Below are 22,505 nucleotides of genomic sequence, written 5' to 3'. Positions count from 1 at the left end.
AAGAATGCTTTTGTGAAGCCTAGCTGCGGCTGTCGGTTATCATCCGGTGGTATCTGCCGCCAAGCGCCATGAGTTCTTCCTCGCTCCCGCTCTCGACCAGTTCCCCCTGGTCCAGCACGAATATCCGGTCCACGGCTTTGATTGTATTCAGCCGGTGCGCAATGATGATGCTGGTCCTGTCTTTCATCAGTCGTTCGAGTGCTTCCTGGATTTTGAGTTCAGTGACTGTATCGATGCTGCTGGTCGCCTCATCGAGCAGCAGTATGGCGGGATCGGTAATCAGTGCACGGGCAATGGAAATCAGCTGTTTCTGCCCCTGGGAGACGAAGCCCTCATCCATTTCAAGCATCGTATCGTAGCCGTCCTCAAGCTCCATGATGAAACCGTGGGCGTTGGCGAGCTTCGCCGCTTCTGTGACCTCTTCATCCGTCGCGTCAAGTTTTCCATAACGGATATTTTCACGGATCGTCGACTCGAACAAATAAGGATCCTGAAGCACGAAAGCGGTCTGAGACCTTATCACTGTGCGTCTGTAATCCGTTATGTCGACACCGTCGATCGTCACCTCGCCCCGGTCCGTCTCGTAAAATCTCGCAAGCAGCTGCATCACGGTGGTCTTGCCGGCACCGGTCGCACCGATCAGAGCGACCGATTCACCTGCTGCGATGCTGAAACTGAGGCTGCTGATCGTCGGCGACTTCTGATCCTTGTCATAGGAGAATGTCACATCCCTGAAACCGATCTCGCCCTGTATTTCCCTGTCCCGGATCGCGCCTTCATCCTCTTCGGGTTCGGTGTCGATGATGCCGAAGACCCGTTCCGCCCCGGCAATCGCAGACAGCACCTGGTTGAACTGGTTGGAGAGATCAGCGAGCGGCCGCGTGAACTGTCTGGCATACTCGGCAAAGACAACAATGGTGCCGATCGTCACCACCCCGTCGGTATAGAACACGAGCAGTCCGCCGGCCCCCGCGACAATCGTGAAACTGATATTGTTGAGCATGTTCATCACTTTCGGTATAAGACCGGCGTAGAGGAACGCCCAGAATGTGATGTCACGGAGCTTCCCGGCACGTTTGCTGAAGTTTTCTATCGCCGTCTCCTCCTGCGAAAACACTTTGACGATTTCCTGGCCGGATACCATCTCCTCTATATAGCCGTTCAGTTCACCGGTCGCACGCTGCCGCCTTTTATACAGCGGACCGGTACGGCGTGTAATGAAACCCACAGCCAGTATGAGGACCGGTATGATTGTGACGGTCAGCAGCGTCAGCAGCGGACTCAGATAGAGCATGACGCTCAGCGTCCCGAGCAATGTGACGACACTCGTCGTAAACTGGATGAATGATGTGTTGAGCGTCTGGGATATCGTCTCGATATCGTTTGTCATCCGGCTCATCAGTTCACCATGCTGCCGCCTGTCAAAAAAGTGCACAGGCAGGTTCTGCATATGTGAAAAAAGCCTGTCCCTGAGCTTATAGACTGTACGCTGTGAAAGACCCACCATCAGGAAGGCCGCACTGTACTGGCTGACCGACAGCAGGACATATGTTGAGAGCAGGAGCATCAGAATCCGGAACAGGCCATCGAACTCACGCTGGACGAAATAATTATCCACGATATAGCCGACAAGGAAGGGACCGGTGATGCTGAGCAGGCTGGTGAGTGCAACAAGCATGATGATCAGACATAGGAGCTTTCTTTCCTCCGTAATGAACTGCCACATCCGCTTGAGTGTACCGCTCACGTCACTTGCACGCTGATCTTCTTTCCGTTTCCTCCGCCCGATATCCTCTTTCCCGAGGACCGGTTCATGGCCAAAAGGCCGTCTGATAAAATCAATCATCGAGGTGCCCTCCTTCCATCTGTGACTCTGCAATCGAACGGTAAAGTCCGGATGAAGCCATCAGTTCATCATGTGTACCGATTGCACTGACCTCACCGCCGTCAAGCAGCAGGACACGGTCGGCCGACTTTGCAGTGATCACTTTCTGTGTCACTATGATGCGGGTCGCATTTTCGTCCTTCAGTGCTTCCCAAAGAGCTGACTCGGTGCGGATATCAAGGGCTGAGGTACTGTCGTCCAAAATGAGTATGGATGGTTTCCTGACCAGTGCGCGGGCAATGGACAACCGCTGCTTCTGTCCGCCGGATAAAGTGACGCCCCTCTGTCCGACCCGTGTTTCATAGCGGTGGTCGAACGCCTCGATCGAGCTGTGGATCTGCGCCTTTTCAGTGGAGGTGAGGACTTCCGACTCTTCAGCTTCAAGGTTGCCCCACAAGAGATTTTCATAGATGCTGCCTGAAAACAGGACTGCGGACTGGGGAACGTAGCCGATCGTCTGTCTCAGATCATCCTCTTCCCACTCTTCGAGACTCTTGCCGTTCACATATATTTTTCCTTCCTTGACATCATACATCTTCGGAATCAGGCTGAGCAGCGTACTCTTGCCAGACCCGGTGCCACCCATGATGACAAACTTTTCATCGGCCGCAACATCGAATGTGACATCTTTCAAAATATATCTCGAGGCACCGGGATATCTGAATGAAACGTTTTCAAACCTGACTGTCCCGGCCCTGTCCTCTTTCAGCGTCCCATCTTTCCTGTTGATGCTGACAGGTGACTTGAGCACCTCTTCCATGCGCTCGCTTGACGCCTTGGAACGGCTGAATGCCATTATGATGAACGCGAACATTGAAAAACCGCCCTGCATCCTGAGTCCGTAGTTGATGACAGCGACAACTTCCCCGACCTGGACAGTATCCGACTGCAGCAGGTCGGACGCCATCCAGATGACGACGAGAAGGCTGCCGTTGATGATGAGAAGCAGCACGGGCATGATCGATTCCATCAGCCTGAGTGCATAGACTGTGTCATCTCTCAGCCTCCCTGCAACTTCCTGGAATTTTTTCGTCTCGAACAACCCGCGGTCATTGGCCTTGATCAGCCTGACCCCCTCCAGGTTCTGCTGGATGAAACGGTTGATCTTATCCAGGCGCTTTTGTACGCGGAGAAATATTTTACCCCCTTTGGCCGACACGATGATCAGGAACAGAAGAAGTACCGGCGTCAGGAAGGAAAGATAGAACCCGAGCGTCGGATTGACCACAAATGACATGATCAGCGAACCGACGACCATCAGCGGTGCGCGCAGTACGATCCTGAGTGACATGTAAAGAAGCATTTCCGTCTGCAGTACGTCCTGCGTCATCCGGGTAATCAGACTTGATGTCGGAAACTTCGACAGTGTCGTCAGTGTAAAGTACTGGATCCTCCTGAAAAGTGCAGTCCGGAGATCATAGCTGAAAGCGTTGGCGATATGGCTTGAAAAGAATGAATTGATCACGCCACTGAAGAATGCAGCCATGCTGATCAGGAACATCACCATAAGATAGAACCATACAGTGTTGATGTCACCGGCCACGATGCCGTCATCAATGACTTTCGAAATCAGATAAGGCTGCGCGAGTTCCACTGCGAGCTCTATGCTCATGAAGAACAGCGCAACGAATATGTACCATTTATAAGTCAGAGCAAATTTATATACCGTAAGCAATCGTCCCACCCACTTCTTTCGGTTACCGAACTATTATCCCAATTATGACACAATTCAAAAATTTTTGATATACAAATAAAAAAATACATCCCGGGCAGTATTTTGCCCGGGATGCACACTGGTTTATCTGAATGCAGCCATCAGATCATCGAATGTTTCCCTCTCAAGGGTCATCTCTTTTTTGACTGTCGGCTGATCGAGGTAGCCCTCGATCTGTTCCTGATATGAAGATGCTTCTTGATCCTGATAGATGATGCCTTTTAAGAGGCCCTCATGTTCCATGATGTGATTCATCGCTGCTTTCTGATCTGTATGATTGTAACCTTCGATATCCTCAACAGCAGTCAGATTCTCTTTGAACCAGTCGTATGTGTTCACTTTGTTGTAGGTGACACATGGGCTGAAGACGTTCACAAAGCTGAAGCCTTTATGGTTCATCGCCTCCTGTATGATGGCAGTGAGCTGTTTGATGTCGGAGCTTACGCTCTGTGCGATGAAGGTTGCACCGCTCGCCATCGCGGTCCTGATCGGCTGGATTGCATTCTCGATGGAACCGTTCGGCGTGGATTTTGTGACGAACCCCTTTTCAGATGAAGGGGAAGTCTGTCCCTTCGTGAGTCCGTAAATCTGGTTGTCCATGACGATATAGGTAATATCGATGTTCCTTTTCAGTGCATGGACGGTATGTCCCATGCCGATGGCAAACCCGTCGCCGTCACCGCCGGAGGCGATGACAGTGAGTTCGTCATTTGCCATCTTGACACCCTGCGCAACCGGCAGGCTGCGTCCGTGGGTGGCATGGAAACCGTATGATTTGATGTAGCCGCTCAGGCGTCCGCTGCATCCGATGCCGGTAATGACTGCCAGCTCATCCGGCTCCAGGCCGTTGGCCGCACATGCCTTCTGGATGGCGGCCTGAACACTGAAATCGCCGCAGCCGGGGCACCAGTTCGGCTTTATGTTATTCCTGAAATCTTTGAATGTAGCCATTACAACACTTCCTTAATTTTTAGAATTGAGCTCATATGAGTTTCAATTTCATTCGGTTTGAAAGGTGTACCGTCATATTTAACATGTGATTTGATGCGGTCGTGTCCGTGGTAGTTCATCTTCAGTACACTGTTCAGCTGTCCGCTGTAGTTCTGTTCGATGACGAGTATCTCCCCTGCACCGTCGAGATATGGACGGAGTGCATCGATCGGGAATGGATGGATCTGCTTGAGGCTGATTGTCGTAATATCCGCATCCAGTCGTTCAGCCGCTTCCTGTACGACACCGTTGACACTCAGGAAACTGATGACGAGAAGTTCACTTTCGACATTGCCCTTCGCTTTGAAAGGCTCATCCATCGTGAAGTCCTTGAGCTTCCTCATCCGCTTGTCCATCTGTACCTGACGGTTGTCGGCACTTTCATTCGGTGTGCCGGTCGTACTGTGCTCAACACCGGTCACATGATGGATACCGCCTTTGACGCCGGGAATCGGACGGTTTGAAATGCCGTCCTCCTCATCGCTGTAGCGTTCGAAATATTCCGCTTCGTCCCTCTCCAGATCCTCTGTAATCGTCTTTCCCCTGTTGATTTCAACCGAAGACAGGTCGAAGGGTCTGGATGACTGCTTGCCGAGTGACATCTGCAGGTCGGAAAGAAGGATTACCGGAACCTGGTAATATTCTGCAATATTGAAGGCTTCGATCGTCGTATAGAAAGCATCTTCGACATCGGACGGTGCGAGCACGACTTTCGGTATGTCCCCATGGGTCCCGTAGATCATCTGCATCAGGTCCGACTGCTCCTGCTTTGTCGGTAGCCCGGTGGACGGTCCGCCACGCATCGTATCGATGATGACAAGCGGTGTTTCCGTCATGCCGGAAAGACCGATGGATTCCATCATCAGGGAGAGGCCGGGGCCGGCAGAAGATGTGAAGCTGCGCGCGCCGGCGTAGTTTGAACCGATCGCCATGGTCACCGCCGATATTTCGTCTTCGGTCTGAATCACCGTACCTCCGACCTTCGGCAGGTTCTCGATCATGTATTCCATGATTTCACTTGCCGGGGTGATCGGATATGCCGCCATGAAACGCACACCCGCATTCAGTGCACCGAAACTGATGGCATCGTTGCCGATGAGGAAAAGGCGTTCCTCCTGTTCGGACGGCACCATTTCGAAATCTCCCGAAATGTCAGCCATTGCACTGTCCATCAGCTCGTAACCCTCTTTCAGCGCTTCATTGTTGCTGTCTACGATCTGTTCCCCCTTACGGATGAACATCGTATAGATCATGTCCCGGAACGGCTGCATTTCAAGGTTCATGAGCCGCGCGCTGGCGCCGATGGCAACCATGTTCTTCATCAGCTGGCTGCCGAGCTCCTTGGCTGTTTCAGTGAATGGGATCGATACAAGCTGGATATCCAGTGATTCATCCTTCGTCGGGTTGAACTTGCTGTCCGCTATGATTATCCCTCCGCTTACAAGTTCATGTGCGTTAAGGTCTATGGTCTGCTGGTCGAATGCAACCAGTATATTGATATTATCACTCACTGCCCTTACTTCCCTGGCAGAGATCCTTACATTATTATTCGTGTGGCCGCCTTTGATACGGCTTGAGAAATGTCTGTAGCTGTAGAGATGGTACCCCATCCTGTTCAGGGTCGTGGAGAAGATCTCACCCGTCGATTCGATCCCTTCACCCTGCTGGCCGCCGACTTTCCATGACAATTGTTCTTTCATACATATTGCCTCCTTGTCCTTATGTTAATATATCAGAATCGAGGCTGTTTTTCGATATTCAGTGCACCGATTCACACAAAATCAGTCCTACGGCCTAGCCCTCTTTTCCTCTATCCTTATCTTGTCTATTTTATGTGTTTTCGTATCGATGATGACACCGGACAGGACCCCCGTTCCTTCCTCGGGGACATTGTGCCTGACAGGCAGCTGATGGAGGAAACGGTCGATGACCTCCTCTTTGCGGATTCCGAGTATGCCGTCTTTAAAGCCGGTCATCCCGACGTCTGTAATATACTTCGTCCCGTCCGGAAGCACCTGTTCGTCATTCGTCTGTACATGGGTGTGCGTCCCCACGACTGCATCCACCCTGCCGTCCAGATAGTGCCCCATCGCAAGGCTCTCACTCGTCGTTTCACTGTGGAAATCCACGAATACCTCATCCGCCTCCACATGCTCCAGGATGGCATCCGCTTTTTTGAACGGACAGTCGATTGCCGGCATGAAACTTCTGCCCTGCAGATTCATGATCAGGAGCCTTCTGCCATTTACATTCACGATTCCATATCCTCTCCCCGGGGCGCCTTCCGGATAATTGGCGGGCCGGATCATCCTGACATCCCGATCCAGCACGTCGTATATCTCCCGCTTGGCAAACGTATGGTTGCCGAGTGTAATGAAATCCGCACCATAGCCCAGTATCTCTTTGTAAATCCGCTCCGTTATCCCTTTGCCGTGGGCGGCGTTTTCACCATTCACTATTGTGAAATTAGCTCCGTGTTCCTTCTTAAGATCCATCAGATTTTCACTCAGCATTCTTCTGCCGACTTTGCCGACAATATCCCCGATAAATAAAATACGCATCAAATTCATCCTTTTTTATAATTTCATGTTTCATTATACACGCTTTGGGGTATGTATTACCTATAAATTAATTAGGAGTGAATAATTTGACATTATCCATTGACCCCAGGGAGTTTGCCAAATTGACATTATTGGCCAACCCTTCCGAAAGTGAATCTATTGAAGAGAAGGCCAAGGACAGTCTTGAACTCTATCTCAGTGCCTACAAACTCGCTGAAAAATATGAACGCTTTTCGAATAATACACAGGAAACAAGTGAGGCTTTCAATAGTATAAGAGATATCGAAATCAATATTTAACCGAATGAAAAAATAAGAAAAACCAGCAGGGCTACCTGCTGGTTTTTCTATTTGGCATATTCCACTGCCCTCATCTCTCGGACCACTGTCACTTTGATGTGCCCTGGATATTGCAGTTCATCTTCAACCTGTTTCTTGATATCTCTTGCCAGTCTGTGTGCGCTGAGATCATCCAGTTCATCCGGTTTGACCATGACGCGTATTTCGCGCCCGGCCTGGATTGCGAATGTTTTCTCGACGCCTTCGTAGCCTTCGGCAATGGCTTCGAGTTTTTCCAGACGCTTAACATAGTTTTCAAGCGTCTCCCGTCTCGCTCCCGGTCTGGCTGCACTGAGTGCATCGGCCGCTGCTACGATGATGGAGATGATGCTCGTCGCTTCCACATCCCCGTGATGTGAATGGATGGCGTTGATGACTGTCGGATGCTCTTTATAGCGTTTTGACAGTTCAACACCGATTTCGACATGGCTCCCTTCCACTTCGTGGTCGATCGCCTTGCCGATGTCATGCATCAGCCCCGCACGTCTTGCAAGCTGGACGTCTTCGCCGAGTTCACTCGCAAGCATCCCTGCAAGATAGCCGACTTCAACAGAATGTTTGAGCACATTCTGACCGTAGCTCAGACGGTACTTCATCTTACCGAGATGTTTCACAAGTTCCGGATGGAGATTGTGGATATCAAGTTCGAATGCGGCAGCTTCGCCGGCATCCCTGATATCCGATTCCATATTGCGTTTCGCCTTGTCCACCATTTCTTCAATGCGGCCGGGATGGATCCTTCCATCCTCAACCAGTGCTTCCAGTGCATTTTTGGCGATGGCGCGGCGGATCGGATCGAAACCTGAGAGTATGACGGCTTCCGGTGTATCATCGATGATGAGGTCGACGCCGGTCAATGTCTCGAGTGTGCGTATGTTACGGCCTTCCCGGCCGATGATCCGGCCCTTCATTTCATCATTCGGAAGGTTTACAACAGATACTGTGGATTCGCTCGTATACTCTGCTGCATAGCGTTGTGCTGTGACAGCAAGCAGTTCCTTCGCTTTCTTATCCACATCAAGTTTCATCTGATCTTCTTTCTCTTTAACCATTACGGCCATATCGTGTGACAGTTCTCTCTCCACTTCAGTGAAGATTTCGTTACGTGCTTCATCACGTGAGAGTCCGGAGATGCGGGATAATTCATCTTCTTGCCGACTGATGATTTCTTTAATCTTCTGATCCTCGGCATCAACCATTTGCTGTTTTTCTTCAATTTTGGCTTCTTTGCTCTCCAGCGCTTCATCCTTCTTATCAAGGACCTCGCTTTTACGGTCAAGCGACTGCTCCCGCTGGAGAAGCCTGGATTCCTGCGCTTTGAGGTCTTCCCGCTTTTCGTTGGAATCGCGCTCAAAGGCATCCTTGAGATTCTGGGTCTCCTCTTTTGCCTCGAGCAGCTTTTCTTTCCTGAGGCTGTCCGCTTCCTTCTCCGCTTCACTTATAATGTGTTCTGCGGAAGTCCGCGCCTCCTGCTGCCGTTTAGTCAAAGTGTTTCTGACGATAAAATATCCGATTACAACACCTAGAATAATGCCAAGCAAGATTAAGAAAATGTCTATCATGTCCACAATAAACACCTCCCTAACAGGCTCTAGCTATTGTTTTATATAATATAGGTCGAACGTAATATTATATATAATCAATTCTAAAGATAAATGTAAATAAAATCAAGCACCAGAACGGTCTATTTCCATTCAGGTGCCTGATTGTCATCCGGGGATCCCCGTCTCTATTATTCTTCATCCTCGAAGAGGGAATCAGGCTGTGACGCATTGTCATCCTGATCTTCGGATTCTTCCTCCTGCTTTTCCCCGAAACCGAGGGCTGCCCGTAGCTTCCCTTCGATCTCAGCAAGCAACTCGGGGCTGTTTTTCAAATGCTCTTTGACGTTCTCCTTGCCCTGACCGAGCCGTTCGCCTTCATAGGAATACCATGCACCGCTCTTCTGGATGATTTCATGTTCCGCACCAAGATCGACGAGCTCACCGGTCTTGGAAATGCCGAGGCCGTACATGATATCCACTTCAGCCACACGGAACGGCGGCGCAACCTTGTTCTTGACAACTTTGATTTTTGTGCGGTTACCTACAATCTCCTGGCCGAGTTTAAGCTGTTCGGCACGGCGTACCTCGAGCCGGACGGAACTGTAGAATTTGAGCGCACGTCCGCCCGGAGTGGTTTCCGGGTTGCCGAACATCACGCCGACCTTTTCGCGGATCTGGTTGATGAAGATGGCGGTCGTATTACTCTTGGAAATTGCACCTGAGAGCTTTCTCAGGGCCTGGGACATGAGACGTGCCTGGAGGCCGACATGGGCGTCGCCCATCTCGCCTTCTATCTCCGCCCGCGGCGTGAGCGCTGCAACGGAGTCGACGACGACCATATCCACCGCACCGCTCCTTACGAATGCTTCAGCTATTTCAAGTCCCTGTTCGCCGGTATCCGGCTGGGACAGATAAAGGTTCTCTATATCAACACCGAGATTTTTCGCATACTCGGGATCAAGCGCATGTTCTGCATCGATGAAAGCGGCGATACCGCCCTCTTTCTGTGCTGCAGCGATTGCATGAAGGGCAACCGTCGTCTTACCGGAGGATTCCGGACCATAGACTTCGATGATTCTGCCTTTTGGATACCCGCCGACTCCAAGTGCGTTGTCCAGGGTGATGGACCCGCTGGATACTGTGGAAACTTTACGGCCTGTCTCATCACCGAGCTTCATGACTGCCCCTTTACCGAACGACTTCTCCATGTTCTTTATCACTGTTTCAATCGCTTTTTGTCTCTCGTCCATAATAACCCTCCATTATTTCTTTTCGGTCTTTATTATATCACGTACAAAAATAAAAAGCGAACATATATTCGCTTTTCGGTGCCGTTTTCTTCAATCTGTTCGCATCTTTGCCGTTTTTGTGCTGTTTGCATCCCGGTTGACGGTTTACCGCAGGTTTTTGGCGCAAAACTCATTTCCCTTTATCTTCAAGGAATACCGCCCTGCCTTTGTAGAAGTATTCCAGTCCGGACAGGATTGTAAAGAATACCGCAATGTACATGGCGGTGATTCCAGGTGAGAATGGTATATAGCCCGTAAACATATCCCCCGGCAGCAGCAGCACGAGGGCAATCATCTGGAACGTCGTCTTTATCTTGCCCAATTGCCCTGCAGCACTTACATATCCTTGTTCGATCTGGAGTAACCTAAGTCCCGTCACCGCAAACTCACGGGCGATGATGACAACGGCGATCCAGGATGATATCACCTGCCATTCCACCAGCACGATCAACCCTGTCGTGACGAGAAGCTTATCCGCCAGCGGATCAAGGAATTTCCCCATGTTTGTGATGAGGTTCCATTTCCTTGCAAGGTACCCGTCAAGGAAATCAGTCAGCGCGGCAGCAACAAAGATAACTGCAGCCACGAACTGCTCAATCCGGATTTCCTCACCGCCCAGGATGGCCATGTCCCCCCATCCGAAGTCGATCAGGGCGAATACAAGGAAGACGGGAATAAGCACTACCCTGAACACTGTCAATTGATTTGGGATATTCATAAGCTTACTCCTTTGCTATGTTGAATTGGTAGTAGACGGTGACCGCATCCCCGCTTTGGCTGTCATCGAGCGTTTCACCGTCGATCTCGACATTGAAGCCCGGTGCATTCCCAAGCGTAAGGTACAGTATATTTGCCTCTTCGGCTATTTCATATTCCCCTTCAGTCAGCTCTTCGTATGCGTAGGTATTGCCGGCATCATCGGTCAGAGTCACCCATGATGCGTTTTCACCTTCAAGCGAAATCGTCACGGGGCCATCCGCATTGATGTCGTAGAACAGTGTATTGCCATCGGATCCTGTAAAGGAATAATCCGCACCGGACGGCTCTTCTGTGGACGGTTCCTCTTCAGTAGCCTCTTCCTCATCCTGAGCCGTCTCCTCAGTCTGTTCCTCTTCGGCGGTCTCCTCTTCACTGATTTCGGTCTGCCCTACATCATAGACGGGTTTCTGGCTGAATATTTCAGCCTGTGACCCGATCTGCAGAAGAATCATCCATCCTATGAACAAGACAGCAATCATGATCATGAAACTGATGAGCACCTTTTTCAAATACTGATAATCTTCATTATCGTTCTGCTGCCTTTTTTTACTTTCCACAGCCTCATCAGTGAACTCATCTGCATGCTTCTCAATCAGAGCCTCTCCGTCAAGGCCGATGGCCTCAGTATATTGGCTGATCAGGAAACGGGCATGCTTAGGATTCGGCAGATTATTGAAATCGCCGGTTTCCAGCTGTTTTATGATGTCTTTCCTGATGCCGGATTTCTCCTGCATCTCCTTTAGCGTTATGCCGGATTTCTCACGTTTATCTTTCAAATATGCTCCGAGTTTCATGGTACCTCCTAAATTCCACCAAAGAAATCCATGTCCTCATTCTGGAACCAGTGTTTCTTCTTGTGTTTCTCGTATGTGATCTCCTGGTTCTCATCTTCACGAAGTTCGATGATATAATCAAAATCTTCGAGGGTATAATGCATCCCCTCGATAAACAGGTCGGGATGCTCCACTACTTTGATGGCGGGATAACTCATGATTTCCCTGATCAGGTTCTTATGTCCCTCCGAAGTTGAATTTGTCGTCACAGCACCATCGATGATGAAGACGTTTTTGTCATTATATTCCCCTTTCAGGAGACTGGACCTCTCCGTCTGCTTAATGAGAGTGGAAGACAGGAAAAGCCACTTCTTTTTTGCCGTGACACTGCCCGCGACGATGGATTCGGTCTTGCCGACACGGGGCATGCCCCTTATGCCGATCAGACGGTGGCCCTGTTCCTGGAATATTTCAGCGAGGAAATCAACCAGTATACCGATCTCCTCACGGGTGAACCTGAACACTTTCTTATCCTCCTCGGCCCGCTTGATGAATCTTCCGTGACGGACTGCCAGCCTGTCGCGCACCCTGGGTTTTCTGATCTTCAGGATGTTGATGTCATCGATGTATCCGCTCATCAGCTGGAAGCGCCTGAGCTTATTGAGCTCATCCGTACGGACCAGAAGCCCCCTCCTCCTGTTTTCGACACCGTTTATCGTATTGATGCTGATGCCGAGGTTGCCGAGCAGCGAGGAAACATCACCGAGCAGACCCGGCCTGTTGTTTATGATCTCGTACTCCATGTACTGTTCGATATTCCTCTCGGGATACATATCTTTTTCTTCTGCATCCATGTTCATGTATACCAACCCCCATTGATATTCATAATTTCACCATTGACCGATGCCGCCTTCGGATCGAGCAGATACCGGACCGCATGGGCGACTTCTGCCGTATCCACAAAGCGGGACTGCGGCAGCTCTTCAAGAAGGAAAGCCCTGTCCTCTGCCGACAGCAGTCCAGTCATCGCCCCTTCGACTGCACCGGGGGCTATGCCGTTCACCGTAATGCCTGTAGCGGAGAATTCCTTGGCAAGGGATTTCACAAGCGCCTCCTGCGCCCCTTTCATCGAAGCATATATGCTCTCAAAGCTTGCACCATTACGGCCCCATACCGATGTGACGACAATGATGCGGCCGGAAGTGCTCTTCCTGAGTTTCGGCAGCAGGACCCTGACGAATGCCACAAGGGAACGTATGGCAAGATTGTACTGTGCATCCACTTCCTCCAGTGCGGTATCCTGTATGAGGTTGTAAAGGCTCTCACCGGGACACCATATCAGTCCGTCCACACTGCCGATGCCCGAGAATGCTTTTTCAAGCGCTTCCTCCGAAAAGGGTTTTGACAGGTCGATGTGATGATGTGTACTGCTGTAGAGTGGCTTCCTCGATCTGGAAAAAGAGATGATCTCCTGTGATTCAAGCATTTTATGGACTGCACTCCCGATGTCCCCCGTGCTGCCTGTGATGACATATCTAGCCATGCGGTTTCAATATACACTCTACCATTTTATCCGGGTCCATGACATCGATAAAGTGTTTTCTGGCATCATCCGGAGTGATGTCCTCTATGATTTCAGGCAGCCTGTACAGATCATAGCCGTCAAGATGATACTTGGTGAATTGATTTGCAATGTATTCAGGCGAGTTTAGACTGGACAGATAGTCGCCGAGTATTTCCCGCTTCTGGTTGGAGAGTTTTTCTTCAGTGAAGAATCCCCCCTTCCCCGCCTCACTGATAATCTCACTCAGCCGTTCTGCCAATTTCGCCGGTTCCTCTGTTGTGGAGGTCAGCAAAGTATGGGCAAACGAAGTTTCTTCTATATGGCTGAAGCTGAAGGAGTCATCAATCAGTCCGGCATCCATGAGTTCATAATAATAGGGCGACTGTTCCCCGAATACCATATCGAGTGCAAACATCATCGAAAGGTCACGGACAAGGCGGTCGGATGCATCAACCAGGTTCTGCTGCTGCTTGAAACCTATCATCACTTTCGTGTCCTGGACGTCCATTTCGAGTACTTTATGCTTCAATGCAATACCGGCAGGCTCAGCGGGCAGCAGCCGTTCAATGGACGGAATATGTGTGATGCCACGGCTCTCCTGGTGAGTATCGATATGTGAAATCAATGCTTCCGCATCAAAGTCCCCGACCAGGATCATTACCATGTTGGATGGGTGATAGAAAGTCGAATGGCATTTGAACAGGTGCTCTTTTGTAATCTCACTGATGGAACCGAGTGTTCCGGCAATGTCTGTTTTGACAGGGAGTTCGTGGTACATCTGGTTGAGCGTTTCAAAATAGAGTCTGTATCCGGGGTTATCCTGGTACATCTTTATCTCTTCGTTGATGATGCCGACTTCGCGCGCTACCGTTTCATCGGTGAAATACGGCTGCTCCACCATGTTCATGAGCAGATCCAGATTTTTGATGAAATCTTCTGTCGTGCTGAACAGATACGATGTGCGGTCATATGAGGTGAACGCATTGGCATTCGCACCGTGCTTTGAAAACAGGTTGAATACATCGCCATCCTCCTTTTCGAACATTTTATGCTCAAGGAAATGGGCAATCCCGTCCGGAACCACGAATTCACTACCGTCCACACGAAAATAATCGTCCATGGATCCGTATTTTGTTGTATAGGTCGCAAACTTTTTGCTGTATCCGGGCTTTGGAATGATGAAAATTTCCAGCCCGTTGCTGCATGTATGACTATACACTTTTTCATCTATTCCCCTATACTCCCGTGTCTGCATCTTCATCCCTCCTCGTCAATACATATACAGTATCCAGATGGACCCTGTTACTTATTTCGATGATCAGTTCACGATCCACACGTTCTAGCTTCACTTCCCATGACGGGGTATCCGGCTTTTTGAGAAGATGGTTGTACTCGAGCGCAATCAGACCTTTCGGCTTATCCATTACTTCTTTTCTGTTCACACGCATCATGCCTTTGATCTCATCCATGAACGCATCTTCGAAATCACCTTTTCTGAAACGGTCGAGTTCTTCCAGTATACCCGCTTCAGCCTTTTCCACATTTTCAGCATCCACCCCGCCCATGACAAACATATATCCGTTCCTCATATCTACCTGGGAACTGATCTGATATGCCAGGCTCTCTTTCTCCCGGATGTTGCGGAATAGGTACGAGGAAGCTGTGCCGCCGAACATCTGGTTGAGCACATTGAACGCCATATGGGATTCCGGCGAATCGAGTTCTGCACGGAAGCCCATGTTGAGCTTGGCCTGTTCGATTTTCTGGGTGTCGGATGCCCGTTTCACTTCCGTCACCGCCCGGTAGGCATACGGCTGGTGATCCACTTCTTTCGCCTGTTCCCTTTCATGGATGAGCGAAAGGTTATCAAGCATGGCGGATTCTTCCACACTGCCTGCGGTCATTATGACCAGGTCATCACCGGCCATCATTTCCGCATGCTCTTCTTTCAGGTCCTGGAGTGTAATGCCATCCACATCCTCCAATACACCATGGGAGAGGTACTTATAGTCTTCGTCCACAAACATCGTATCGACCATTGCCTGGAAACTTGACTGTGCACGGTTGTCCTTCATACTCTTCAGCCTGTTTTTATACAGGCGCTTTTCACGCTCGAAAAACACCCTGGTCTCTTCATCGTAGTTGAAAGGTGCCCTGAGCATATCCTTCAGCACCCTGCACATTTCATGCGGTATGTCCAGATCCTCCCTTATGAATTTGTCGTTTACGAATTCCATGCTGAAAGTGACTATATGATCCTGGCCCTTACGTCCGACATTCGTCGTCAGATGGGCACCGTAATAATGGGCAAGGTGATTCAAAAGTTCCGCTTCGGATTGATGACGCATGGTCCGCTTCACCATCATGCGTGAAAGCAGATTGCGCTTTGTCACCCTTGCCCGTTCCAGACGGCTCCTGAAATGCAGCTGGATGGTGATCGTCTTGAACTTGTCGGTATTGATGATTACAGCAGGTATGTGATTCACTTCATTTTTAGTGATGTTATACATGATATGCTCCTCACTCTTCATTCTCTATCAGCACGCTGCGGGGTTTGCTTCCACTGCTCGGTCCGATGACACCGTTTGCCTCCAGGTCATCCACAAGACGCGCTGCACGGTTGTAGCCTATTCTGAACTGACGCTGCAGCAGTGATGCACTTGCCCGCTGTTCTTCTATGACAAACCATTTGGCATCCGGATAAAGTTCATCTTCTGATTCCACCGGTGCTTTCTCAACCGGTTTGTTCATGATCGATTTCTCGTAGTTGGCCTTCATCTGACCGGTGATATATTCGACGATATCCGTCACTTCATCATCAGAGAGGAACGCCCCCTGCACACGGAGCGGCTTGGATCTTCCGGAAGGCAGGAACAGCATGTCCCCGCGTCCGAGAAGTTTCTCTGCCCCCTGTGCATCGATGATTGTCCTGGAATCTGTTGAAGAACTGACACTGAAGGCTATCCTTGACGGGATGTTTGCTTTGATTATACCAGTAATTACGTCGACAGACGGTCTTTGGGTCGCGATGATCAGATGAATCCCTGCTGCCCGTGCCATCTGGGCAATCCGGGTGATCGATGCCTCCACATCTTTCGAAGCCACCATCATCAGGTCGGCAAGCTCATCGATGATCACTACGATATACGGGAGTTTCTGAACCTTCTCAGGATCTTCACTTTCCCTTTCCAGATACTGGTTATACGCTTCGATATTCCTTGTACCTGAATGGGAGAACAGGTCATACCTGCGCTCCATTTCGCTTACGATCCGCTCCAGTGCATCGCTCGCTTTCTGAGGGTTCGTCACTACCGGTGACAGGAGGTGCGGAATGCCATTGTAGACATTGAGCTCCACCATTTTCGGGTCGATCATCATCAATTTGACTTCATGCGGCTTCGCCTTCATCAGAAGGCTGATGATGATACCGTTAATACATACGGATTTACCGCTGCCGGTGGCACCGGCAACAAGCAGGTGGGGCATCTTGTTCAGTTCGGCGGTGATCGGACTGCCTGAAATATCTTTTCCCAGCGCAACTTCAAGCAGGTTTCCGGAATTCTTCCGCTTGAGCACCTCCCTCAGGGTCACCATGCTGATGACGGAGTTCGGCACTTCGATGCCCACGGCGGATTTGCCGGGGATGGGCGCTTCGATACGTATATCCTTTGCAGCGAGACTCAGGGCAATATCGTTCTGCAGATTGATGATCTTGCTAACCTTCACACCGATGTCCGGCTGGATTTCGAACTGCGTTACCGCAGGACCGATCCTGATTTTTGACACTTTGGCATTTACACCGAAGTTCTTGAGAGTCTCCTCAAGTATCCTGCCCTGCTTAAGCACCTCTTTGTTGCTCACCTTTTCGGTCGATTCAGCATCCCTGAGCATCGTGAGGCCCGGCAGTTCATACTGTTTCAGTGCATTCAGTTCACCTTCATCGAAAGTTTCGATTTCGCCTTCTCCATCAGGCGTCATGCCGGCTTCATCAGGCATAGAAGCAGGATCCTCAGATTCATATTCGATCTTTTGCGGTTCGCTGCTTTCAGTATCAATCTTGGATGAAGTGAGTGTGTCCTTCTCCGTCTCTTTCTTCTCCGGCGGAGCATCCGGCCTTACTTCCGGTTCAAATGCATTCATATCCTCGATAAGAGACTCATCCGGCTCGAAATCATCGATATTTTTAGGCAACTGGCTGTCCTTTTGTGAATTTGCCTTCTCTTTTTTGTGATTTTTCCGGGGCTCTGCGGCTGTTTCATGACCCGCTGAAGATTTCTGTTCCTGCCTTCCTTCGAACAGTGTGCCAAAAAGCTGTTTTATCCCGTTGCCCGCCTTTACAGCTCCCTGGGCGATGAGAAGGCTGATCTGCCTGAGCCCCTTCCCAAGGTTTGCAAGGTCTTTTGCAAGCGCCTGTTCGATATCCTTCGAAGTGATGATCAGATAGCTGAAATAGATGAATATCAAACCAAGGATGAGTGTCCCGATCAATGAGACACTGGTTGAAGAAAATTGGAACAGCAGCTGGCCGATGATGCCGCCGCCGAAGAAATGCATGATTCCGTCAGCCTGGATCGTTTCAATAGTTTCACCTAAAGTGAAGTAGTTCTCTATCCGCTCACGGTTCATGATATAGAGCAGCGAATGGAATAAAAACAGCAGGCCGAACTGCAGCAGAAGATATCCGCCCATCCTTCTCGTGAACGGGATTTTCTGCTCGGCAGCGAGGTATATCCCTGCCAGAAACAGTATCAGATATGTAAAATACCTGCTTGTACCGAAGAGGTAGGCAAAGAGCGCATCTATGTATGCACCCACGACACCCAGTTGGAAAATGGTTATGAACAGGATGACGATGAGAATGAAAGCGGAAATGGAATAATAGGTCCTGTTATTTCGTTTCCTTTTCGTTTTCGTCGTCTTCTTTCGCTTTCGTGCCATGCTATGCTCCTCTCAGATTTATAATGAGACTGCCGGAATTGACAGTCTCATGATTTCATATTTCAGATATGATTGGAATGATCATCGGGCGGCGTTTCGTATTGTCATACAGATACTTGCCGAGGTCGTCCCGGATGCTCTGTTTGAGCGTACTCCACTCCAGTTTCTTTTCATCCAGTGAATCGAGCACGATATTGTATACACGCTCTTCTGCATCTTTCAGAAGATCCTCGCTTTCTTTCACATAGACGAAGCCTCTGGATTGGATCTCCGGACCTGCCATGATCTTCCGTTCTTTTGGATCGATTGTAATGACCGCGATGAAGATACCATCCTCGCTGAGCAGTCTTCTGTCACGGAGGACGATATTGCCGACATCACCCACACCGCTTCCATCGATCAGTACATTGCCCGCCGGCACTTTTTCAGCACTGATCATCTGCCCGCCGTCGTAGGAGGCAACGTCCCCTTTTTCAAGCAGGAAGATATTTTCCGGCAGCACACCGGATTCCGCCGCCAGTCTGGCATGGGCAATCTGCATTTTGAATTCACCCTGCACCGGGATGAAATATGTGGGTTTCATCACATTGAGCATCATTTTCAGCTCTTCGCTCAGACCGTGGCCGGATGCATGTATGTTCTGTTCAGGCGTGACAAGCGAAGCGCCGGCTTTCACCAGTTCATTCATCGTGCTGTACAGCACGACTTCCATATTGGAAGAAGGTGTCGTCAGAATGTAGACGATATCCCCTTCTTTTATATTCGTCACTTCATGCTGGCCGCGGGACATGATGCCGAGGGCCTCTATCGGTTCACCCTGCGACCCTGTGGCAACGATGACCACCTCATTGTCCGGGTAGTTTCCTATTTCATGGCTGGGCACGAGCAGTCCTTCCGGAATATCGAAGTAGCCCATGTTCCTTGCAACCTTGAAGGAATTCTCAAGGGTCCTGCCGAGGAAAGAGACTTTCCTGTTCGTCTTGGCGGCATTCGTCAGAACCTGCTGGATGCGTACAAAGTTGGATGCATAACATGAAACGATGACGCGTCCCCGCGCTTTGGCGAATCCGTCCAGAATATGCTCTTCAATCACATTTTCCGGTGTATTGTAGCCGCGTTTTTCCGCTTCGGTCGAGTCGCTTATCAGTGCAAGGATATCTTTTTGTGCAATGTCATACATCTTTGCCATGTTATAGCCGTAATCGCCCTTCAGGCTCTGGTCGAACTTGAATTCCCCCGTGTAGACGATGGAGCCGTATTTCGTTTCGATGCTGACGCCGTATGAATCAGGAATGCTGTGGCTTGTTTCGAAAAATACCATTTCGGCATTCTTGAATTTCATGCGGGACTTGCTGTTGATTGTATAAAACTTGAACTTCTTGTTTACGCCCTTTGCCCTGAGCCTGTCTTTGACAAGTGCGAGGGTAAGCTTGGAGCCATATATCGGAACGTTCAGCTCTTCGATGATATAGGGTATTGCACCGATTGAATCCTCGTGCCCGTGGGAAAGGAATATACCCTTCAGCCTGTGCTTGTTTTCACGGACGTAGGAAATGTCCGGTATCACTATATCGACACCGAGCATCTCGTCTTCGGGGAACATCAGCCCCGCATCAAGTATGAACATTTCCTCATCCACTTCAACAATGTACATGTTTTTGGCTATCTCGCCGACACCGCCGAGGGGGATTATCTGTATATTTGCCTTTTCTTTTTTTGATGCATTCAAAATATTTCCTCCTAAATCCTACTTGAAAGTGGCATGATAATGTTCACCATCAATCGTAAGGTGGGACACGTATACGTTTTTCGTATCGTATCTTGTTTCCTCGCTGTTCTTTAAAACGAGAGAATCCGCTTTTTCTTTTTTATTCGACATTTCCTTCAGAGTATTGCTGAACATCAGGTCATCAAAAATGATTTTTACTTCGTTATCCTCTTTGATTCTCAGCTGTCCTGTAATGTCATATTCAGTGCCATTGAGCTCTATTTTGTCGAAAATCACATTAATTACTCTCCTTTTTGTCTTCCAGTAATTCCTTCCTTGATGCATTCACTCTTCCCTGGTTATCAATGTTCGTCACTTTCACGAGGAATTTATCCCCGATTTTCACCACATCTTCAACTTTTGCAACACGTTTGTTATCAAGCTGTGAAATGTGCACGAGTGCATCTTTGCCCGGGAACAGATTGACGAATGCCCCGAATTTTTCAATGCGTCTGACTTCACCCATGTAGACCTGTCCGACTTCAGCGACGCGTGTAAGATCCTCGATGATCTTCTTCGCACGGTCGATCATTGCAGAATCACTGTGGCCGATGTAGACTGTGCCGTCCTGTTCAATATCGAGTTTCGCGCCGGTTTCATCAATGATTTCATTGATTTTTTTACCGCCCGGTCCAATGACATCCCTGATCTTGTCAGGATTGATATGCATCACTTCCACCTTGGGCGCGTATTTGCTCAGTTCAGACCGCGGTTCGCTGATTGTTGCGAGCATATTTTCAAGGATTCTGCCCCTGCCTTCACGTGCCTGTGCAAGCGCTTCTCTCAGGATGCCCTCGCTCAGCCCTTCGACCTTGATATCCATCTGGATGGCAGTGATGCCCTTTTCTGTCCCGGCAACTTTGAAGTCCATGTCACCCAGTGCATCTTCCATGCCCTGGATGTCAGAAAGAATCGTATATTTGTCATCTTTCATGACAAGACCCATTGCGATACCGGCAACCGGTGCCTTGATCGGCACGCCGGCGTCCATGAGGGCAAGTGTGGAGCCGCATATGGAGGCCTGTGAGCTGGAGCCATTGGATTCGAGCACTTCCGATACGACACGTATTGTATACGGAAATACCGTTTCATCAGGGATGACCTGCAGAAGCGCGCGTTCGCCAAGGGCACCATGGCCGATTTCACGCCTGCCCGGTCCCCGGATCGGTCCAGTCTCCCCGACTGAGAAGTTCGGGAAGTTATAGTGGTGCATATAGCGTTTGTTTTCCTCCACACCGAGACCGTCGATGATCTGATGTTCCCCGAGCCCGCCAAGGGTGGCGATTGACAATGCCTGGGTCTGACCGCGTGTGAACAGCCCGGAACCGTGCGTCCTCGGCAGTATGTCGATCTGTGAATTGAGCGGCCGGATCTCTGAAGGCTCCCGGCCGTCCGGTCGGATCTTCTCGTCAGTGATCAGCCTGCGCACTTCATTCTTCAGAAGCTTTTCAATGATTTCGGACGCTTCGGCATGTCTTTCTTCATAATCTTCCGCTTCTTCATCCAGTGTACCGAGTATGTTGTCCTTGGCTTCGTTTATCGCTTCTTCACGTGCCTGTTTATCGGCATCCTGAATTGCACTGTAAAGACCCATGGATTCCGCCTTTTCTTCCATTTCCACAGTAAGTTCGGCATTTTGTTCCGGCAGTTCGAAGCTCTTTTTGACGATGTCGAGCTGGGAAAGTATCTCCTCCTGGAAGACGACCATCTCCCTGATGCTCGCGTGGCCGAACATGATCGCTTCAAGCATGGTGTCCTCACTGACTTCTTTGGCGCCCGCTTCAACCATGTTCACCGCATCTTTCGTTCCCGCCACCTGCAGGTCGATCTCGGATTTCTCCATCTCTTCAGTTGAAGGGTTGATGATGAATTCACCATCCACCAGTCCGACGGTGACACCTGCGATCGGTCCGTCGAACGGTATGTCGCTCACGCCGAGTGCCATGGATGCGCCGAGCATTGCCGCCATCTGCGGCGATGCATCGGGATCGACGGATAATACGATATTCATTACCTGTATATCATGTCGGTAGCCATCCGGGAATAGAGGTCTGATCGGGCGGTCGATGAGACGGCTCGTCAATGTCGCCTCTTCGCTCGGCCGTCCTTCACGCTTATTGAAGCCGCCTGGTATTTTACCGGCAGCATACAGCTTCTCTTCATATGCCACAGTCAATGGAAAGAAGGGCAGATCCCTGGGCTCTTTCGAGGATGTTGCGGTACTCAGTACCACAGTTTCCCCGTAGCGTACCAATACGGCGCCGTTAGCCTGTTTGGCAACTTCACCGTATTCCACTGTGAGCTTGTGTCTGCCCCACTGTGTTTCGTATACCTTTTTTGTTGATTCTATCATAATTTGTCTACTCTCCTTAGTATGGCTGC

General features: G+C 49.9%; 18 protein-coding genes. 1 reads left to right on the top strand and 17 read right to left on the bottom strand.

The window, feature by feature from the left end:
* Positions 1 to 19: 19 nt before the first annotated feature.
* The 5 genes from WN59_RS00395 to WN59_RS00375 all read right to left on the bottom strand — a co-directional run bounded on the left by WN59_RS00395 (position 20) and on the right by WN59_RS00375 (position 7,150).
* Entirely contained in the window at positions 20 to 1,846 is a 1,827-nt protein-coding gene (locus WN59_RS00395; RefSeq protein ID WP_082099072.1) for an ABC transporter ATP-binding protein, read from the bottom strand.
* The gene (locus tag WN59_RS00390; protein ID WP_046510929.1) at positions 1,839 to 3,560 is read right to left on the bottom strand and encodes an ABC transporter ATP-binding protein; all 1,722 of its coding nucleotides are present in this window, start codon (positions 3,558 to 3,560) and stop codon (positions 1,839 to 1,841) included. The genes WN59_RS00395 and WN59_RS00390 overlap by 8 nt, the downstream gene beginning before the upstream one ends.
* Positions 3,561 to 3,683: 123 nt before the next feature.
* A complete protein-coding gene (locus WN59_RS00385; protein WP_046510927.1) occupies positions 3,684 to 4,550 on the bottom strand; it encodes a 2-oxoacid:ferredoxin oxidoreductase subunit beta in 867 nt (288 codons plus the stop codon).
* The gene (locus WN59_RS00380) at positions 4,550 to 6,289 is read right to left on the bottom strand and encodes a 2-oxoacid:acceptor oxidoreductase subunit alpha (protein WP_046510924.1); all 1,740 of its coding nucleotides are present in this window, start codon (positions 6,287 to 6,289) and stop codon (positions 4,550 to 4,552) included. Before WN59_RS00380 ends, WN59_RS00385 begins: the two co-directional genes overlap by 1 nt.
* Before the next feature lie 87 nt (positions 6,290 to 6,376).
* Complete coding sequence (locus WN59_RS00375; protein WP_046510922.1) at positions 6,377 to 7,150, bottom strand: TIGR00282 family metallophosphoesterase; 774 nt, start codon at positions 7,148 to 7,150, stop codon at positions 6,377 to 6,379.
* Positions 7,151 to 7,236: 86 nt separating this feature from the next.
* Between WN59_RS00375 and WN59_RS00370 the strand changes: the two genes are divergently transcribed.
* Entirely contained in the window at positions 7,237 to 7,449 is a 213-nt protein-coding gene (locus WN59_RS00370) for a hypothetical protein (RefSeq protein WP_046510919.1), read from the top strand.
* Positions 7,450 to 7,496: 47 nt separating this feature from the next.
* On the opposite strand, the gene rny is transcribed toward WN59_RS00370, so the two are convergent.
* The 12 genes from rny to pnp all read right to left on the bottom strand — a co-directional run bounded on the left by rny (position 7,497) and on the right by pnp (position 22,476).
* On the bottom strand, positions 7,497 to 9,056 hold the full coding sequence (gene rny / locus WN59_RS00365) for a ribonuclease Y (protein ID WP_046510916.1): 1,560 nt from the start codon (positions 9,054 to 9,056) through the stop codon (positions 7,497 to 7,499).
* 164 nt (positions 9,057 to 9,220) lie between these two features.
* Positions 9,221 to 10,282, bottom strand: a complete 1,062-nt coding sequence (gene recA, locus WN59_RS00360) for a recombinase RecA (protein ID WP_046510913.1) — start codon at positions 10,280 to 10,282, stop codon at positions 9,221 to 9,223.
* A 169-nt stretch (positions 10,283 to 10,451) separates the two neighbouring features.
* Positions 10,452 to 11,039 (bottom strand): CDP-diacylglycerol--glycerol-3-phosphate 3-phosphatidyltransferase, encoded by a 588-nt coding sequence (gene pgsA, locus WN59_RS00355; RefSeq protein WP_046510910.1) that lies wholly within the window; start codon positions 11,037 to 11,039, stop codon positions 10,452 to 10,454.
* 4 nt (positions 11,040 to 11,043) lie between these two features.
* On the bottom strand, positions 11,044 to 11,874 hold the full coding sequence (locus tag WN59_RS00350; protein ID WP_046510907.1) for a helix-turn-helix domain-containing protein: 831 nt from the start codon (positions 11,872 to 11,874) through the stop codon (positions 11,044 to 11,046).
* A gap of 8 nt (positions 11,875 to 11,882) precedes the next feature.
* A complete protein-coding gene (locus WN59_RS00345) occupies positions 11,883 to 12,707 on the bottom strand; it encodes a DUF3388 domain-containing protein (RefSeq protein WP_082099126.1) in 825 nt (274 codons plus the stop codon).
* A 2-nt stretch (positions 12,708 to 12,709) separates the two neighbouring features.
* The gene (locus WN59_RS00340) at positions 12,710 to 13,396 is read right to left on the bottom strand and encodes an SDR family NAD(P)-dependent oxidoreductase (protein ID WP_046510904.1); all 687 of its coding nucleotides are present in this window, start codon (positions 13,394 to 13,396) and stop codon (positions 12,710 to 12,712) included.
* Entirely contained in the window at positions 13,389 to 14,672 is a 1,284-nt protein-coding gene (gene yfmH, locus WN59_RS00335; RefSeq protein ID WP_046510900.1) for an EF-P 5-aminopentanol modification-associated protein YfmH, read from the bottom strand. Before yfmH ends, WN59_RS00340 begins: the two co-directional genes overlap by 8 nt.
* Positions 14,653 to 15,927: an EF-P 5-aminopentanol modification-associated protein YfmF gene (gene yfmF, locus WN59_RS00330; RefSeq protein ID WP_046510897.1), complete on the bottom strand. Its 1,275-nt coding sequence runs from the start codon at positions 15,925 to 15,927 to the stop codon at positions 14,653 to 14,655. Before yfmF ends, yfmH begins: the two co-directional genes overlap by 20 nt.
* Before the next feature lie 10 nt (positions 15,928 to 15,937).
* Positions 15,938 to 18,355: an FtsK/SpoIIIE family DNA translocase gene (locus tag WN59_RS00325; protein WP_046510893.1), complete on the bottom strand. Its 2,418-nt coding sequence runs from the start codon at positions 18,353 to 18,355 to the stop codon at positions 15,938 to 15,940.
* A 55-nt stretch (positions 18,356 to 18,410) separates the two neighbouring features.
* Positions 18,411 to 20,084: a ribonuclease J gene (locus tag WN59_RS00320; protein WP_046510889.1), complete on the bottom strand. Its 1,674-nt coding sequence runs from the start codon at positions 20,082 to 20,084 to the stop codon at positions 18,411 to 18,413.
* An 18-nt stretch (positions 20,085 to 20,102) separates the two neighbouring features.
* Positions 20,103 to 20,360 carry a hypothetical protein gene (locus tag WN59_RS00315; RefSeq protein ID WP_046510886.1) on the bottom strand — a complete coding sequence of 86 codons (258 nt, stop codon included), beginning with the start codon at positions 20,358 to 20,360 and terminating at the stop codon, positions 20,103 to 20,105.
* Between the two features lies 1 nt (position 20,361).
* Positions 20,362 to 22,476, bottom strand: coding sequence for a polyribonucleotide nucleotidyltransferase (pnp, locus tag WN59_RS00310; protein ID WP_046510883.1), 2,115 nt, complete (start codon positions 22,474 to 22,476; stop codon positions 20,362 to 20,364).
* Positions 22,477 to 22,505 lie beyond the last annotated feature (29 nt).

The sequence above is a fragment of the Salinicoccus sediminis genome, from assembly GCF_000986795.1.
Taxonomy (GTDB): domain Bacteria; phylum Bacillota; class Bacilli; order Staphylococcales; family Salinicoccaceae; genus Salinicoccus; species Salinicoccus sediminis.
Note: the sequence above shows the minus strand (reverse complement) of the source record. Positions and strands in the feature narration are given on the sequence as shown.

Coding starts and splice junctions, on each gene's coding strand:
- WN59_RS00395 (WP_082099072.1), bottom strand. CDS start 1,846: ATGATTGATTTTATCAGACGGCCTTTTGGCCATGAACCGGTCCTCGGG.
- WN59_RS00385 (WP_046510927.1), bottom strand. CDS start 4,550: ATGGCTACATTCAAAGATTTCAGGAATAACATAAAGCCGAACTGGTGC.
- WN59_RS00380 (WP_046510924.1), bottom strand. CDS start 6,289: ATGAAAGAACAATTGTCATGGAAAGTCGGCGGCCAGCAGGGTGAAGGG.
- WN59_RS00375 (WP_046510922.1), bottom strand. CDS start 7,150: ATGCGTATTTTATTTATCGGGGATATTGTCGGCAAAGTCGGCAGAAGA.
- recA (WP_046510913.1), bottom strand. CDS start 10,282: ATGGACGAGAGACAAAAAGCGATTGAAACAGTGATAAAGAACATGGAG.
- pgsA (WP_046510910.1), bottom strand. CDS start 11,039: ATGAATATCCCAAATCAATTGACAGTGTTCAGGGTAGTGCTTATTCCC.
- WN59_RS00350 (WP_046510907.1), bottom strand. CDS start 11,874: ATGAAACTCGGAGCATATTTGAAAGATAAACGTGAGAAATCCGGCATA.
- WN59_RS00345 (WP_082099126.1), bottom strand. CDS start 12,707: ATGGATGCAGAAGAAAAAGATATGTATCCCGAGAGGAATATCGAACAG.
- WN59_RS00340 (WP_046510904.1), bottom strand. CDS start 13,396: ATGGCTAGATATGTCATCACAGGCAGCACGGGGGACATCGGGAGTGCA.
- yfmH (WP_046510900.1), bottom strand. CDS start 14,672: ATGCAGACACGGGAGTATAGGGGAATAGATGAAAAAGTGTATAGTCAT.
- yfmF (WP_046510897.1), bottom strand. CDS start 15,927: ATGTATAACATCACTAAAAATGAAGTGAATCACATACCTGCTGTAATC.
- WN59_RS00325 (WP_046510893.1), bottom strand. CDS start 18,355: ATGGCACGAAAGCGAAAGAAGACGACGAAAACGAAAAGGAAACGAAAT.
- pnp (WP_046510883.1), bottom strand. CDS start 22,476: ATGATAGAATCAACAAAAAAGGTATACGAAACACAGTGGGGCAGACAC.